We start from the raw sequence: 14,942 nt of genomic DNA, 5'->3' as shown, positions 1-14,942 counted from the left end.
CTCAGATCACCGCCGCGCCGCCGTCGATCACCAGCACCTGGCCGGTGATGTGCCGTCCGGCCGCCGACACCAGCAGCAATGCCGCGCCCTTGAGATCGTCCTCGCCGCCCAGCCTGCCCAGCGGGGTGTGCGCGATGATCATATCCCCGTGCGCTTCGATCATCGCGTCGGCCAGTCTGCTGGGAAAGTAGCCCGGCGCGATCGCGTTGACGTTGATGTGCCTGGGCCCCCACTCGGCGGCGAGCGCGCGGGTGAAGTTGATCACCCCACCCTTGGCGGTGTTGTAGGCGATGGTCCCGATCATTCCGGGGTAGTTGCCCTGCAGCCCTGCGACCGAGGCGATGTTGAGCACCTTGCCGTGCCCTTGCGGCAGGAACGCGCGGCGACCGGCGGCCTGGGTCAACAGGAACAGGCCGGTCAGGTTCAGGTCGATGACCTTCTGCCAGCCCGCCAGAGGGTAGTCCTCCATCGGCGCGCCCCAACTGGTGCCGGCATTGTTGACCAGGATGTCGAGCCGGCCCCATTGCTGCATGACCTGCGCGACCAGTGCGTCTGCGGCGTCCGGCGTTGCAAGGTCGCAGGCGATCGCGTCCACGGCGATGCCGAGCGCGCCCAGGTGCGTCACCGCAGCATCGAGATCGGCGGTCCTGCGCGCCGCAAGCACGATCCGCGCGCCGTACTCGCCCAACGCTTCGGCAATCTGCAGGCCGAGCCCGCGCGACCCGCCGGTGACGAGGGCGACCTGGCCGCCGAGATCGAACAACGCGGCGAGCGATCGGGATGGAAGATTAGTCATCGGCGTCTCCGAAACCACGGTGCGTGCGTGCCAGTCGCCGCAGCAGATCGGCCGGTTGCCAGGCCCAGCTGTGATCGCCGGCGGCGAAGCGCTCGATCGATGCCAACACCTGCGACAAACCGATCTGCTCGGCATAGAACATCGGGCCACCGCGCGTCGCCGGAAAGCCATAGCCCGCCGTCCACACCACGTCAATGTCGGCCGCGCGCCAGGCGATCCCCTCATCCAGCAGGCGCGCGCCCTCGTTGACCAGCGCCAACACGCAGCGCTCGACGATCTCGTTGTCGGCAATCGTGCGACGTTCGATGCCGATCTCGCGCGAGTACGCGATCACCAGGGCATCGATGTCCGGGTCCACCACGGCCTTGCGTCCGTCGGGATAGCGATAGAAACCAGCCCCGGTTTTTTGACCGAAGCGCCCAAGCTCGCAGATCCGGTCGGGAATCACCGAATACGGACGTTCGGGCTGCTCGATCGCGCGACGCTGGCGGATCCGCCAGCCGATATCCTGACCGGCCAGGTCCATGACTCGAAACGGTCCCATCGCAAAACCGAAGTCCTCCATCGCACGATCCACCTGCTGCGGCAGCGCACCCGCCTCGAGCAGGAAGTAGGCCTGCCGCAGCAGTTCCTCGAACATCCGGTTGCCGATGAAGCCGTCGCAGACCCCGGCGACCACACCGACTTTGCCGATCCTGCGCACGAACGCCATCGCCGTGCCCAGCACCTCGGGGCGCGTGCGGGCGCCGCGCACGATCTCGACCAGGCGCATCACATTGGCGGGGCTGAAGAAGTGCAGCCCCAGCACACGTCCGGGATCGCGGACCCCATCGGCAAGGGCGTCGACGTCCAGGGTCGAGGTGTTGCTGGCGAGGATCGCGCCGGGTTTCGCCGCGCGATCGAGCACTGCGAACACCTCGCGCTTGACCGCCATGTCTTCGAACACCGCCTCGATCACCAGGTCCGCATCGGCGACCGCGGCTTCGATCTCAGTGGTCGTCGCCAACGCGGCCAGCCGCGCCTGCACGACCTCGCCGGACATGCGCCCTTTCTGTTCGTCACGGCGAAACGCCTCGCCGACCCGGGAGATGGCCCGTTCCAGCGCCGCGGGTTCGGGGTCGACCAGCGCGACCGGCAGGCCCGCGGCCAGCAGGGCCGTGGTGATTCCCGATCCCATCACGCCGGCGCCGATGACCGCGACCTTGCCGACCGGTCGCGCGGCACCGCCGGCCAAGGGCGCGGGCAGCCGCGCCGCTGCGCGCTCGGCCAGAAAGACATGCCGCAAGCCGCGCGATGCGGGATCGGCGAGCAAGGTCTCGAACAGGCGGCGTTCGAAGGCGAGGCCGGCATCGAAGGTGTGCGCGATCGCCGCTTCGACGCAATCGACGATGGCCGCGGCCGCACCACCATCGCGGCGCCGGCCCGCCGCTTCGCGCGCCGACGCGATCGCCGCCTTCGCGCCGTCCAACGGCACACTGCGATCGCGGACCCGCCCCCATTCCTCGCCCAGCGTGCGCGCATACCCGGCCGCACACAGGCGCAGGTCGCCATCGGCGATCGCATCGATCAAGCCGATGGCCAAGGCTCGGTCCGCCGCGATCGGCTTGCCGTCCATCAACAGCGACAGCGCCGCCGCCACACCCGTCAGGCGTGGCGTGCGCTGGGTGCCACCAGCCCCCGGCAGCAGACCCAGCGTCACCTCGGGAAATGCGAAACGCGCATCGGGCGTCGCCACGCGGGCATGACAGGCCAGCGCCAGTTCGAGGCCGCCGCCATAGGCCAAGCCGTGGATGGCGGCGACGACCGGCACCGGAGAGGCCTCCACGGTCTCGATCAACGCGCGGATCGCCGCTGCCGGACCGGGCTGACGACCGAGTTCGGCGACATCCGCACCCGCGCAGAACAGCCTGCCCGCCCCGGTCAGGACGATGGCGCGCGTCCCCGGTTCGGACCCGACGTTCACGATGTCGCGGGCCAGCGCCTCGGCCAGCTCACGCCCGAGGGCATTGACCGGGGGCGAGGAGAACTCAAGTACGACGCACGCGTCGTGCCGGGTCGTCAGGATGGGCATGGCGCTCTCCGACAGTGCTTGGAGGACAGGGGAACGGGCGGCGACGGCGTCACCGCCGCACGCGGACGCCGGGCAGAGGTCACGTCGAGACAGCGTCCGCCGGGCGCGCGCTGGCCACCTCGCGTTCGGCCTGGACGAATCCGTAGTCCGGGACGATCTGCCCGGTCGGATCGGACATCGCGTCCCATTCGGCGATCAGGCGCTCACCCGCGTTCGCGCCCAACTGGCGCCCTTGGGTCAGCGTCACGTAGGCGCGGGCGAAATGCCCGGCGCCGGCACAAACGATGGCGCGCGTCGGCGCGTCCTCGACGACCAGCGGCAGCAGCGCCGGGCTGACGAGCGCCGGGTCCAGCGCGCGCAGGCTGTCATCGGGCAGCACACCCGCGGTCATGCCGGTGGCGGCCGTCGGCGCCAGGCTGTTGACGCGGATGCCGCACTTGGCCCCTTCGATGGCCAGGGTCTGCATCAGCCCGACCAGCGCCATCTTGGCCGCGCCGTAGTTGGCCTGGCCGAAGTTGCCGTACAGACCCGATGAGGAGGTCGTCATGACGATGCGGCCGTACTGCTGCGCGCGCATCGTGTCCCAGACCGCCTTGCAGCAGATCGCCGTGCCGATCAGGTGCACGTCCACGACCCGGCGGAAGTCGTCGATCGTCATCTTGGCGAAGCTTTTGTCGCGCAGGATGCCGGCGTTGTTCACCAGAATATCGATACGCCCCCAGGCCTCGATGGCGCGTGCCGCCATCGCCTCGACACCAGCCGCGTCGGTCACGGAGGTGGCGACAGCGATGGCCTCGCCACCCGCCGCGCGGATCTCGTCAGCCACCGCGTCGGCCGGCTCGGCCACCAGATCGTTGATCAGCACCCGCGCGCCCTTGCGCGCCAGGTAGAGCGCGTGCTGGCGGCCCAGTCCGCCGCCGGCGCCGGTGATGATGGCGACACGTTGCTTCAATGGCATTGCTGCATTCCCCGTCTGTATGAAAGAACCGACGGGGCGGTGTGCGGACTCAGCCCGCCGCGTCGTTGTCCCGTCGCTCGCCGATCGCCCGGAAGCCGGCGGCCATGAACGTCGCCATGCGCGCCTTGACCGCTTCGTAGTCGTCCGATCGACACAGGCCGCCCGAGAGCCGGTCGATGCGGCCGGTGCGTGCCAGCGTCAACATCAGCGCGCCGGTCACGAAGTGATAGCCCCAGAACAGATCCTCTTCGGCGCACTCGGGCATCGCCCTCTTGAGCAACGCGATCAGGCGCAACACCACCGGATCGAAATGCTTGTCCATCAACTCGCCACCGTGCGGGGTGTTGGACATCAGCGCACCGAGCGCGCCGTAGCTCTTCCAGTTCTCGCCGCCCTGGCTGTAGAGATCCAGGTCGGTGTCGAGGAAGGCGTGCAACGCGCCCTCGAGCGTCGGCGTGTCGCCGCAGGTCGCCTCGTAGGCATCGAGCGCACGCATGCGCGCGCTGCTGGTCACACCCGCCCGGCGCGCGATGACCGCATCGAACAGCGTCTGCTTGTCGTTGAAGTAGTAGTTGAGCAGGGTGTGGTGCACGCCGACGCGCTTGGCCACGTCCTTGAGCGTCACGCCGTAGAAGCCATCCCGGGAGAACAGGTGCTCGGCCACATCGAGAATCTGCTCGGTCATCTCCGCGCGCTGCTCGGCCTTGGTCGGACGCTTCGCTCCCGATCTGCCCCGCTTGGCCTTGCTCGCTTTCCCGGGCGGGGAAATCGCGTCCTTCTGCACGTTGCCGTCTCCAACTCGTCGCCCGGCGTGCGCCGCGTCGGGGCCTCATGCCCCGGGGTCTCCGCCTGCGCCGCCGAATTCGGCTCTCAAGCGCATTCTGTCAATTTTACCGGTCGCTGCCAAAGGCATGCGTGCCAACCGGATCACCGAATCGGGCACCCACCACGAGACCACGCGGGCGCGCAGCGACGCGAGCAGCGCCGCGTCGGTGGTCGCGCTGCCTTCGCGCATCTCCACCAGCAGCACGGGGCGCTCGCCCCATTTCGGGTGTTCGCGCCCGATGACCGCCGCGAGCGAGACGTCCGGGAACGCGCCGACGATCTCTTCGATCTCGGCAGGATTGATCCATTCGCCGCCGGACTTGATCAGGTTCTTGGCGCGTCCGGTGATCATCAGGTGGCCCGCGCGATCGATCCGCGCCAGATCGCCGGTCGGGAACCAGCCGGCCTCGTCGACCGCCGGCCGGGTGTCGCCGAAGTAACGCTGAATCGCGCTCGCACCGCGCACGCGCAGGTGCCCCTCGGTGTCGCGCTGTTCGGGCAGCGCGACGCCATCGGCGTCGGTCAGCAGCAGGTCCATGCCGATCGCCGGCCGCCCGGCGCGATGCGCCGCGCGTGCCGGGTCATCCGGCGCGGCCACGGTGCCCGTCGGCGACAACTCGGTCATGCCCCAACTGGTCTGCACCGTCGCGCCCAGCCGCTGCTCGATCCGCTGCATCAGCGCCGGCGCCAAGGGCGCCCCCCCGACGACGACCCGCTGCAGCGAAGGCGTCTGCCCACCGGTCGCTTCCAGGTGCTCGACCAGCGCCAGCCAGACCGTGGCGATCCCCACCGCCACGGTCACCGACTCGGCGTTGATCAGCGCGGCCAGGCGGGCGCCATCCAGATGCCGCCCGGGCAGGACCAAGCGCGCGCCCACAGCAGGCGTGGCGAATGGCACGCCCCAACCATTGGCATGGAACATCGGCACCGCGAGCAGCACACTGTCCCGGTTCGAAAGCGCCATCGCATCGGCCTGCAGCGTGCGCAGCGTATGCAGGAAATTGCCGCGATGGGTGTAGGTGACGCCTTTGGGGGCACCGGTCGTGCCCGAGGTGAAGCACAGGCCGCAGGGCGCGTGCTCGTCGAAATTGCCCCATGCGTACGCCCCGCCCGCCGCCTCGAGCAGCGCGTACAGCGGCGTGATCGCCGGCGCATCGCCGCCCTCGCCCGCCGCGCCGTCGATCGACAGCACGCGCTCGATCGCACGCGCCTGCGCGGCGAGGCGATGCGCCACCGGTGCGAGATCGTGGGCGACGATCAGCACCCGTGCCTGGGATTTGTCCAGCATTTCGACCAGCTGCGCGTCGCCCAGGCGCGGATTGAGGGTGTGGCAGACCGCCCCCATGCCCATCACCGCATACCAAACCTCGACATGAGCGCGCGTGTTCCATGCCAGGGTCGCGACCACGTCGCCGTGGCCCACGCCCAGACCGGCCAGTACCGCCGACACCTGTTGGCTGCGCTGCTGCAACTGCGCATAGCCGATCCGATCGGCGCCATCACCATCGCGGGCACTGACCACCTCCGCGTCGGGATGCCACTTGGCCGCATGCGCCAGGAACTTGTCGAGGGTCAGCGCATAGCGCTGCATCTCCCCGTGGATCACGGACATCCAGTCACTCCGGCGGGCAACGGCGGCGCGGCCAGGCCGACGTTCCAGTGCCAGGGCAGATCACCCTTGGCGCGGCGCCGGCACACGACGGTTTCGACCAGCTCGTACATGCCCGGCATGAGGTGTTCGCCCGGACGCGGCTCGGCCTTGAAGGCCATGTAGGCGCGCGCGTCGCCGTAGGCCCGCCACGCCGGCGCACCGTCGGCGGCCGGCCGGCCGTCGCGCGCGAAGGCGGCCCAGTACCCCACCATCGCGTCCGACAGCGCGCGCTCGCCCGCGGTGTCGGGAATCCGGGGCCAATTGGGCGAAGTGCGATCCAGGGTGCCGAAGACATACGGCAGTTCGCTGGCGTGGAACGCGTGCAGCCCGGCGGTATCGGTCGCGGGATATCCGTGGTCGTAGAAGTACAGGAACCCCGACTGGCCGAGCGCCGTCTGCTTGCGCACCAGACGTTCGGCGGTCCAGCCGTACATCGCGTCGCGGGTCGTCGCCAGCATGGCCTCCTCCAGATCCGAGGCCGGGTAGCGTGCGAGCATCGCGTCGGCCAGATCGCCGTAGCTGGCGCGGATCGTCTTCTCATAGGCGGCGGCGTCGGCCGGTTTGGGCGGCAACAGGAAGCGCAGCGAGCGGATCTCGCCCGCGTTGAACCCAGCCAGGATCGGCACCGGTGCCTGCCGGCCGCTGTCGAAGATGTCGACGATCTGGTCGGGCAGGACGTTGCCATCGACCGTGCCCAGCGGGAGGAAGCCGGCCAGCGCCGCCTGCACGGTCAGCGCCTGCGCGTCCATGCCGCGCAGGCGTGCGAGCCCGCGCACCCCGATCTTGCGGCTGAGCGCCAATCCGGCGTCCTCGGCCGACGGCGTGCCGTGCGCGGTCTCGCGCAAGGCCGGGGTCGAAATCATGTAGGCGCTCTGCGCAATTGCTTTGTGGAACAGCCCTCGCGCGGCGGGTGCGGCCATCAGGTACATCACGCTGAGCGCACCGGCCGATTCGCCGGCGATGGTGACGTTGCCCGGATCGCCCCCGAACGCCGCGATATTGCGTTCGACCCAGCGCAACGCCTCGATCTGATCCAGCAGACCGTAGTTGCCCGACACGCCGTCCGGCGATTCTTCACTGAGCTGCGGATGGGCCAGGTAGCCCAGCGCGCCGAGCCGGTAGTTGAACGTCACGACCACCACACCGTGCGCGGCCAGGCGCGCGCCGTCGTACATCGGTTCGCTGCCTGCCCCGCCGGTCAGCGACCCGCCGTGAATCCAGACGAACACCGGTGCTTTGCCGGCATCACGCGGCGCCCAGATGTTCAGCGACAAGCAGTCCTCGCTCATGGCCGGTGGCGCCGCCGGTGCGTAGAGGCTGCCCGGCATCGAGGGCGGCTGGTGGCATGCCGGCCCGAAGCGGGTCGCATCGCGCGTGTCGCGCCACGGCGTCGCCGCCACCGGCGGCCGCCAGCGCAGGCGACCGGTCGGCGCCTGCGCATAGCGGATGCCCCGGTAAACATCCACCGTCTCCAGAGCCTCGCCGCGCAGGGCGCCATCCGGCGTCCTGGCAACCGGCGCCTGCGCAGCGGTCACCGGCGCGGCCAGCCACAGCGCAGCCGCGCCCACGAGCATGGACAAGATCGATCGGATCATGATGCAGCCTCCTTGGATTGCTGTTTCAGCGCCCGGGCCAGCCACAGGAACAGGCCGATCGCCACGCCGTAGAACGGCGCCAGCGTGTAGAAGGCCATCTGCAGCGAATTGTCGGGATGAGTCGCGCGGAAGTGGTCGCTGGCAAAGCCCAGATAGGTCGGCCCCAGACCGAGCCCGACCAGATTCATCACCAGCAGCAGCAGCGCGCCCGCGAGCACGCGCTGGTCGGGCCGCACCTCCTCCTGGACCAGCGTGACCGCCGGCGACAGGTAGAAGTAGTTCAGCCCCATCGGCAGCAGCAGAAACACCAGTGCCAACGGCCAGCCCGGTGCCCAGACAAAGCCGACGAACAACGGCACCGCCAGCGCCAGACCGGCGGCCGGCACATAGGCGTAGGCCGCCTTGTTGCGCGGCACCAGGCGATCGATCAGGCGCCCGGACGTCAGCATGCCCGCGCTGACGCCCAGCAGCACCAGCAGCGCGTACCAGACCGCCACGTCGCCCAGCGCCATGCCCTTCTCGCGCATCAGGAACAGCACGGTGAAGTTCATCGAGCCGTAGGTGATGAACTGGGTCGCCGCGCAGGCCAGGGCGACCCGCAGCAGCACCGGATGGGTGAAGAACATCCGGCAGGTGCCCCAGAAGCCCGGCTTGCCCGGTGCGTTCGCAGCGGCCGCCCGGGGAACGACCGGTGCCGCGGGTTTGGCGTCGAGGCCGCCGCGCCTGGGCTCGCGCACGAAGCACCAGATGATCAGCGCGGTGACCACGCCGACCACACCGACCCAGACGAACGCCGATCGCCACGAGTACGCCGCCGCGATCGACGCGCCGAAGGCCACGCCCAACGCCTGCCCGATCGGCGGCCCCAGGTTGAATAGGCTCAACGCCATGCCGCGCGTGCCAGAGGGGAAATAGTCCGAGATGATCGCGTACGACGGCGGGACGCCGCCCGCCTCCCCGACCCCCACGGCCATGCGCGCCGCGGCAAGCTGCGGATAGCTCGCCGCCACACCGCAGGCGGCGGTGGCCGCGCTCCACAGCCCGCACGACAACGCCAGCACCTTGACCCGGTTGGTGCGGTCGGCCAGCCAGCCGACCGGGATCGCGAGGATGCAGTAGAACATCGCGAAGTACAGCCCGCCCAGCAGCCCGAGCTGGCCGTCGGTGACGCCCAACTCGTCCTGGATCGGCTTGGCCAGGATCGACAGCAACTGGCGATCGAGGAAGTTCAGCACGTAGACGAAGCACAGGATCGCCAGAACGGCCCAGGCGCGCGCGCCCGGACGCGTCACAGCGGACGCCGGCACCACCGGTGACAGCGGAATGCCGGCCATCAGAACCGGTACCCCAGCCGCACGCCGACCGTCCGCGGCCGGACCACACCGTAGCGGCTGTCGATGAAGGCCTCGGGGTGCACGTAGGTGACCGAGCGGTCGTCGAACAGGTTCTCCGCGTAGAGCCCGATGGTGATGCGGTCGAACGCCGCGGCCACGCTGGCGTTGACCAGGGTGTAGTCATCGGTGCTGTCGAACGTGGGGCTGATCACGCCGGGCCGGCCGGGCACGTTCGGGAACGACGCGGGAAAGCCGCCCACGTGCACCACGGCCAGCGAGGCGTTGCCGGCCGCACCGCCGAAGGCGTCGAATCCATAGTTGACCGTCAATGATCCGCTGAATTCGGGACCCGACAGACGCGCCCCCATCACCGCACCCGAGACCGCCGCTTCTTCGCTCGACAGCGTGTCCACCCGGGCCCGGTTGAACGCTCCGTTGAGCGCGATCGTCCAGTTCGCGTTCGGCATCGTCATGAACTCGAACTCGAGTCCACGACTGTAGGCACCGCCGATGTTGGTGGCGAACTGCACCTGATCGGAGACGCGGTTGGCTTGGACCTGGATATCGTTCCAGTCGATCTGGAACAGCGCGAGGTTCGCCGTCAGGCGACCGCCCAGCCAGCGTCCCTTCATGCCCAGCTCGTAGCTGATCAGCTCGTCGGAATCGGCACCGGCCGGAATCACCAGATCACCTGGATCGAGCACGCTGATGCTGCCGGCGCGAGCATTGACCACCGGTGCGCGGAAGCCGGTCGCTACCGCGGCGTACGTGGTGATCGACGGCGTCGGCCGCCACGACGCACTCACTCGATAGGACGGACCGCTTTCCTTGGCCTTGGCACCCTCGGCCGCCGGGACGGGCGCGATCGTCACCGGTTGGCCGCAGACGCCGAGAAAGCTGCAGGCGTAGGCCAGCGTCAGGTAGTCGCTGCCGTAGCCGCCCGCCCGCGTGAAGCCCTGCGCCTCGGTGCTGCCGTAGCGCAGGCCGACCGTCGTCCAGACATCGTCGGTGAAGCGATAGGTCAACTGGCCGAACAGCGCACGTTCGGTCAACCGGTCGAAGGTGTCGTAGCGCAGGTAGTACACGTCGGACAGGCCGGTGATGCCACTTTCGGCCAGATACGCTTCGTTGGAGCGGTAGCCGTAATGCACATCGCGGTCGCGCTTGTAGTAGAAGCCGCCCAGCACCCAGTCGAGCGGTCCGCTGGTGTCCGACACCAGGCGCACTTCCTGCACGAAGGTCTCGACCTCGCCAGGGGCGTCCAATGCGAAGGCGAACGCCTGACCGTAGGTGCCGGCCAGATCGACGTTGAACAGCGCCTTGTAGTCGGACCATGTCGACGAACTGGTCAGCTTCGCGCTGTCGAACTGGTAGCCGAGCGTCACGTTCTGGGTCGTCATCACCCCCGAGAACAGATCCGGACGATCGGAATAGCGCGTGTCTTCGCCGCGATCGGGATTGACCAGTGACGAATCCTTCGGCGTGCTCTCCTCGCGCGAGAGCCGGAACTGCAACGACATGCGGTCGGTGGGTTCCCATAGCAGCGTGGCCCGGCCGCCCCAGCTCTCCAGCGCATTGGCCTTGTCGATCCCGGTGCCCGCGTTGTCGATGTAGCCTTCCTCGTCGCGCGAGAAACCAACGACGCGCAGGGCCAGCCGGTCCTCGACCAGCGGCACGTTCAGCATCGCGTTGTAGCGCTGGCGCAGCGAGCTCGAGCCGGTGATGCCGACGTCGGCCAGGACCGAGCCCTCGAACACGTTGGGATCCGGCGCGTGGGTCAGGATGCGCAGTGCGCCTGCCAGCGAGCCCGACCCGAACAGCGTGCCCTGTGGCCCGCGCAGGAATTCGACGCGCTCCACGTCGTACAGGCTCGGATCGAGGATGGTCGAGTTGCCGTTGGCCGAAATCGGCAGCTCGTCGACATAGATCGCCACCGTGCTCTGCAAGTTGGCGTTGTAGCCGTTGGTGGCGATACCGCGCGCGGTGAAGTTGTTGAAGTTCGCACTGGCCCGGTTCAACACCACGCCGGGCGTTTCATGCGCCAGCCCCTCGTAGCCGACGATGCCCTTCGCATCCAGTTCGTCCTGCGACATTGCGGTGACGCTGATCGGCACGTCCTGCAGCGGTTCGCTGCGGCGCGTGGCGGTGACGACAACCGTGTCCAGTTGCTTGGCCGGATCCCGGGCATCGCGCCGGGAATTGTCGACCTCGAGCGCATCGGCGGTGGCTTGTGCCAGCGCGGAGACGGGTACAGCCAAAAATGCCGCCACGGACGCGGCAGCGAACAAACGACTTCTCATACAGGCTCTCCCTCCCAAGAGATACTGCTATCAGCACGTTGTTTCCGAGCCGACAGTACGCCCGCCGACAGCCGCCGTCAATACTCACTCACTAGAATGTGAGTATCTTTTGATTGCAGGCTATTCCTTCAATATCAATTACTTATCTAAGATTTTCGTGTGCGCCATCGATCTTCCACCACCGCGGGTATCGACATGTCGCCTCGCCGGCTCGCCGCAGGCGATCGAGCGCAAGGACACGCCGATAGCAATGCCCTATCGAATAGGGGCGAACAATCAATTTCCCTTTCATGCACGGTGGCGCCAATCTCGTCGACGCCAGCACACATCGCCGCTGTGGATGCGTCGCCGGCATTGCCACTGCCTGCACCCGACGCCCGCCCCGGCCGTGCGTCGTCGATGCCCACCGTTGCACCGGCCCGTGGATCCGTCGCGATCTCCAGCCGACGACCCGAGGAGAACGCCCGCATGTCCACCGAAGCGAAATGCCCCTTCCATCACGACGCCGCGGTCCAGGGCACGAGCAACCGCGACTGGTGGCCCAACCAGTTGCGTGTCGATCTGCTCAGCCAGCACTCCGCCAAGTCCGACCCCATGGGCCCGGATTTCGATTACGCGGCCGAGTTCGAAAAACTCGACTACCACGGCCTCAAGCGCGACCTGCGCGCACTGATGACCGACTCCCAGGACTGGTGGCCGGCCGATTTCGGCCACTACGGCCCCTTGTTCATCCGCATGGCCTGGCACGCAGCCGGGACTTACCGCACCGGCGACGGCCGCGGCGGCGGCGGCCGGGGCCAACAGCGCTTCGCCCCGCTCAACAGCTGGCCCGACAACGTCAATCTCGACAAGGCCCGCCGCCTGCTGTGGCCGATCAAGCGCAAGTACGGTCGGCGGATCTCGTGGGCGGACCTGCTGATCCTCACCGGCAACGTGGCGCTAGAGACGATGGGCTTTCGCACCTTCGGCTTCGCCGCCGGGCGCGAGGACACCTGGGAACCCGACCAGGACGTGTACTGGGGCCGCGAAACGACCTGGCTCGCCGGCGACGTGCGCTACGCGCATGGTTCGGAAGGCGTCGAGAAGCCGGGCGACACGGCGGTCCTGGTGTCCGACGACGATGCCGACGGCGACGTCCACACCCGCCGGCTCGAACGCCCGCTGGCCGCGGTGCAGATGGGCCTGATCTACGTCAATCCCGAAGGTCCGGACGGCAACCCCGACCCGCTGCTCGCCGCGCAAGATATCCGCGACACCTTCGGCCGCATGGCGATGGACGATGAGGAGACGGTCGCATTGATCGCCGGCGGCCACACCTTCGGCAAGACCCACGGCGCGGGCCCCGCCGAGCATGTCGGCGCGGAAACCGAAGCGGCCGAGCTGGAGGAACAGGGGCTGGGTTGGCGCAGCAGCTTCGGCTCGGGCAAGGGCGGCGACACGATCACCAGTGGCCTGGAAGTGACCTGGACGACGACGCCGGCACTGTGGAGCAACAACTTCTTCGAAAACCTCTTCGGCTTCGAATGGGAACTGGAGAAATCCCCCGCCGGTGCGCACCAGTGGGTGGCCCGCGATGCTGGCGACATCGTCCCCGATGCGCATGACCCAGTGAAGAAGCACCGGCCGCGCATGCTGACCACCGACCTTGCACTGCGCTTCGATCCCGCGTACGGCAAGATCTCGCGCCGCTTTCTCGAGAACCCACAGGCGTTCGCCGACGCCTTCGCCCGCGCCTGGTTCAAGCTGACCCACCGCGACATGGGCCCGCGCGCGCGCTACCTCGGCCCCGAGGTCCCGAAGGAAACGCTGCTCTGGCAGGACCCGCTGCCCGAGGCCGAGCACCCGTTGATCGACGCGGCCGACGTCGCCACGCTCAAGGCCCAGGTGCTGGCGTCTGGCTTGACGGTGTCCGAGCTGGTCGGCACTGCGTGGGCCTCGGCGTCCACGTTCCGGGGCAGCGACAAGCGCGGCGGCGCCAATGGTGCACGCATCCGCCTGGCGCCGCAGAAGGACTGGCCGGTCAATCGCCCCGACCAACTGGCGCGGGTGCTCGACGTGCTGCAGCGCCTCCAGCGCGCGTTCAATCTCGACGCGCCGGGCGGCAAGCAGATCTCGCTCGCCGATCTGATCGTGCTCGCAGGCAATGCCGGCATCGAGGAGGCAGCGAAGGCCGGTGGGCACGAGGTGACCGTGCCGTTCTCGCCCGGTCGCACCGACGCGTCCCAGGCGCAGACCGATGTCGACGCATTCTCGGTGCTCGAGCCGCACGCCGACGGCTTCCGCAATTATCTGGCCGGCGCTTCAGCGATTCCCTCCGAAGCGCTGCTGATCGACCGGGCGCAACTGCTGACGCTGACCGCGCCCGAACTGACCGTGCTCATCGGCGGCCTGCGTGTGCTCGACATCGGCGTCGACGATGCCCGGCACGGCGTGTTCACCGACCGCCCCGGCGTGCTGAGCAACGACTTCTTCGTCCACCTGCTCGACATGGACACCGCCTGGTCGCCCCGCTCCAAGGCGCGCGACGTGTTCGAGGGACGCGATCGTCGAAGCGGTGCGGTGAAGTGGACCGGCACCCGCGTCGACCTGGTGTTCGGGTCCAATGCCGTGCTGCGCGCACTGGCCGAGGTCTATGCCAGCGACGATGCCCAGGACAAATTCGTCGATGACTTCGTCGCGGCCTGGGCGAAGGTGATGCAGCTCGACCGGTTCGACCTGCGCTGAGCTGTCTCACTGCAGGCAACGCGGACGGCTGCGCAATGCGCCGTCCGCGATCGGACGTCAGCTGCCTGCCGAGGCCTGCGCAGCCAGGGCATCGTCACGCTTCGCAGCCGCCCGCGCCGCCGGGCGTGCGGCGTGGATGCGCGCGAACTCGACGAAGGCCGGCCGCGCTTGGAGCGCGCCGATCTGCATGTAGTAGCCCAGCACCGCGGCCATGTACAGATCCGCCGCACTGAACCGCTCGCCGGCCAGGAACGTTCTGCCCGTCACCGCCTGCTCCAAGGTCCGCATCACATCGTCCGCATTGCCGTAGCCGGCCGTACGCGCCGGCGCGAGGGCGCCGGTTTCTTGCGCGGTGAGCAGCGATTCGAGCGGCCCGGCCAGAAAGAACAGCCACCGGTAGTAACTGCCCCGCTCGGGCGAACCGGGCGGGGGCGCCAGTTGCCTGTCGGGGACCAGTTCGGCGAGGTAGGCGCACACCGCCGCATTCTCGGTCACGACCGTATCGCCATGGCGGATCGCCGGCACCTTGCCCATCGGATTGATCGCCAGGTACGCCGGCGACTTCATGCTGCCGTCGTAGCTCAGCAGCACTTCCTCGTAGGGCAATCCCGTTTCCTCCAGCATCCAGCGGGCCACCCGGCCACGGGACATCGGATGGGTGTAGAAGGTCAGCGTCTCGGTCATCGGG

At 68.6% G+C, this 14,942-nt stretch carries 10 protein-coding genes; 1 reads left to right on the top strand and 9 read right to left on the bottom strand.

The window, feature by feature from the left end; all coding sequences use genetic code 11:
* Nucleotide 1 precedes the first annotated feature (1 nt).
* The 8 genes from MNO14_RS05950 to MNO14_RS05915 form a co-directional block, all read right to left on the bottom strand.
* Nucleotides 2-796: an SDR family oxidoreductase gene (locus MNO14_RS05950; RefSeq protein ID WP_241945807.1), complete on the bottom strand. Its 795-nt coding sequence runs from the start codon at nt 794-796 to the stop codon at nt 2-4.
* Nucleotides 789-2,867, bottom strand: coding sequence for a 3-hydroxyacyl-CoA dehydrogenase NAD-binding domain-containing protein (locus MNO14_RS05945; protein ID WP_241945806.1), 2,079 nt, complete (start codon nt 2,865-2,867; stop codon nt 789-791). Before MNO14_RS05945 ends, MNO14_RS05950 begins: the two co-directional genes overlap by 8 nt.
* Nucleotides 2,868-2,946: 79 nt before the next feature.
* Entirely contained in the window at nt 2,947-3,825 is an 879-nt protein-coding gene (locus MNO14_RS05940) for an SDR family NAD(P)-dependent oxidoreductase (RefSeq protein WP_241945805.1), read from the bottom strand.
* Nucleotides 3,826-3,874: 49 nt separating this feature from the next.
* Nucleotides 3,875-4,510 (bottom strand): TetR/AcrR family transcriptional regulator, encoded by a 636-nt coding sequence (locus MNO14_RS05935; protein ID WP_241945804.1) that lies wholly within the window; start codon nt 4,508-4,510, stop codon nt 3,875-3,877.
* A gap of 144 nt (nt 4,511-4,654) precedes the next feature.
* Nucleotides 4,655-6,262 carry an AMP-binding protein gene (locus MNO14_RS05930; RefSeq protein ID WP_241945803.1) on the bottom strand — a complete coding sequence of 536 codons (1,608 nt, stop codon included), beginning with the start codon at nt 6,260-6,262 and terminating at the stop codon, nt 4,655-4,657.
* Entirely contained in the window at nt 6,253-7,896 is a 1,644-nt protein-coding gene (locus MNO14_RS05925; protein WP_241945802.1) for a carboxylesterase family protein, read from the bottom strand. Before MNO14_RS05925 ends, MNO14_RS05930 begins: the two co-directional genes overlap by 10 nt.
* Nucleotides 7,893-9,230 (bottom strand): MFS transporter, encoded by a 1,338-nt coding sequence (locus MNO14_RS05920; protein WP_241945801.1) that lies wholly within the window; start codon nt 9,228-9,230, stop codon nt 7,893-7,895. Before MNO14_RS05920 ends, MNO14_RS05925 begins: the two co-directional genes overlap by 4 nt.
* On the bottom strand, nt 9,230-11,488 hold the full coding sequence (locus MNO14_RS05915) for a TonB-dependent receptor (protein ID WP_241945800.1): 2,259 nt from the start codon (nt 11,486-11,488) through the stop codon (nt 9,230-9,232). The genes MNO14_RS05920 and MNO14_RS05915 overlap by 1 nt, the downstream gene beginning before the upstream one ends.
* A 510-nt stretch (nt 11,489-11,998) precedes the next feature.
* Here MNO14_RS05915 and katG point away from each other — a divergent pair.
* Complete coding sequence (gene katG, locus MNO14_RS05910; protein WP_241945799.1) at nt 11,999-14,254, top strand: catalase/peroxidase HPI; 2,256 nt, start codon at nt 11,999-12,001, stop codon at nt 14,252-14,254.
* 57 nt (nt 14,255-14,311) lie between these two features.
* Here katG and MNO14_RS05905 read toward each other — a convergent pair whose 3' ends face one another.
* On the bottom strand, nt 14,312-14,938 hold the full coding sequence (locus MNO14_RS05905; protein ID WP_241945798.1) for a glutathione S-transferase family protein: 627 nt from the start codon (nt 14,936-14,938) through the stop codon (nt 14,312-14,314).
* Nucleotides 14,939-14,942: the final 4 nt, after the last annotated feature.

The sequence above is a fragment of the Luteimonas sp. S4-F44 genome (assembly GCF_022637415.1).
Taxonomy (GTDB): domain Bacteria; phylum Pseudomonadota; class Gammaproteobacteria; order Xanthomonadales; family Xanthomonadaceae; genus Luteimonas.
This window is presented reverse-complemented; position numbering and strand designations above follow the sequence as displayed.

Excerpts from the sequence above, each read along its gene's own strand:
- MNO14_RS05950 (WP_241945807.1), bottom strand. The coding sequence starts at position 796 with ATGACTAATCTTCCATCCCGATCGCTCGCCGCGTTGTTCGATCTCGGC.
- MNO14_RS05925 (WP_241945802.1), bottom strand. The coding sequence starts at position 7,896 with ATGATCCGATCGATCTTGTCCATGCTCGTGGGCGCGGCTGCGCTGTGG.
- MNO14_RS05940 (WP_241945805.1), bottom strand. The coding sequence starts at position 3,825 with ATGCCATTGAAGCAACGTGTCGCCATCATCACCGGCGCCGGCGGCGGA.
- MNO14_RS05930 (WP_241945803.1), bottom strand. The coding sequence starts at position 6,262 with ATGTCCGTGATCCACGGGGAGATGCAGCGCTATGCGCTGACCCTCGAC.
- MNO14_RS05935 (WP_241945804.1), bottom strand. The coding sequence starts at position 4,510 with ATGACCGAGCAGATTCTCGATGTGGCCGAGCACCTGTTCTCCCGGGAT.
- MNO14_RS05920 (WP_241945801.1), bottom strand. The coding sequence starts at position 9,230 with ATGGCCGGCATTCCGCTGTCACCGGTGGTGCCGGCGTCCGCTGTGACG.
- MNO14_RS05945 (WP_241945806.1), bottom strand. The coding sequence starts at position 2,867 with ATGCCCATCCTGACGACCCGGCACGACGCGTGCGTCGTACTTGAGTTC.
- katG (WP_241945799.1), top strand. The coding sequence starts at position 11,999 with ATGTCCACCGAAGCGAAATGCCCCTTCCATCACGACGCCGCGGTCCAG.
- MNO14_RS05905 (WP_241945798.1), bottom strand. The coding sequence starts at position 14,938 with ATGACCGAGACGCTGACCTTCTACACCCATCCGATGTCCCGTGGCCGG.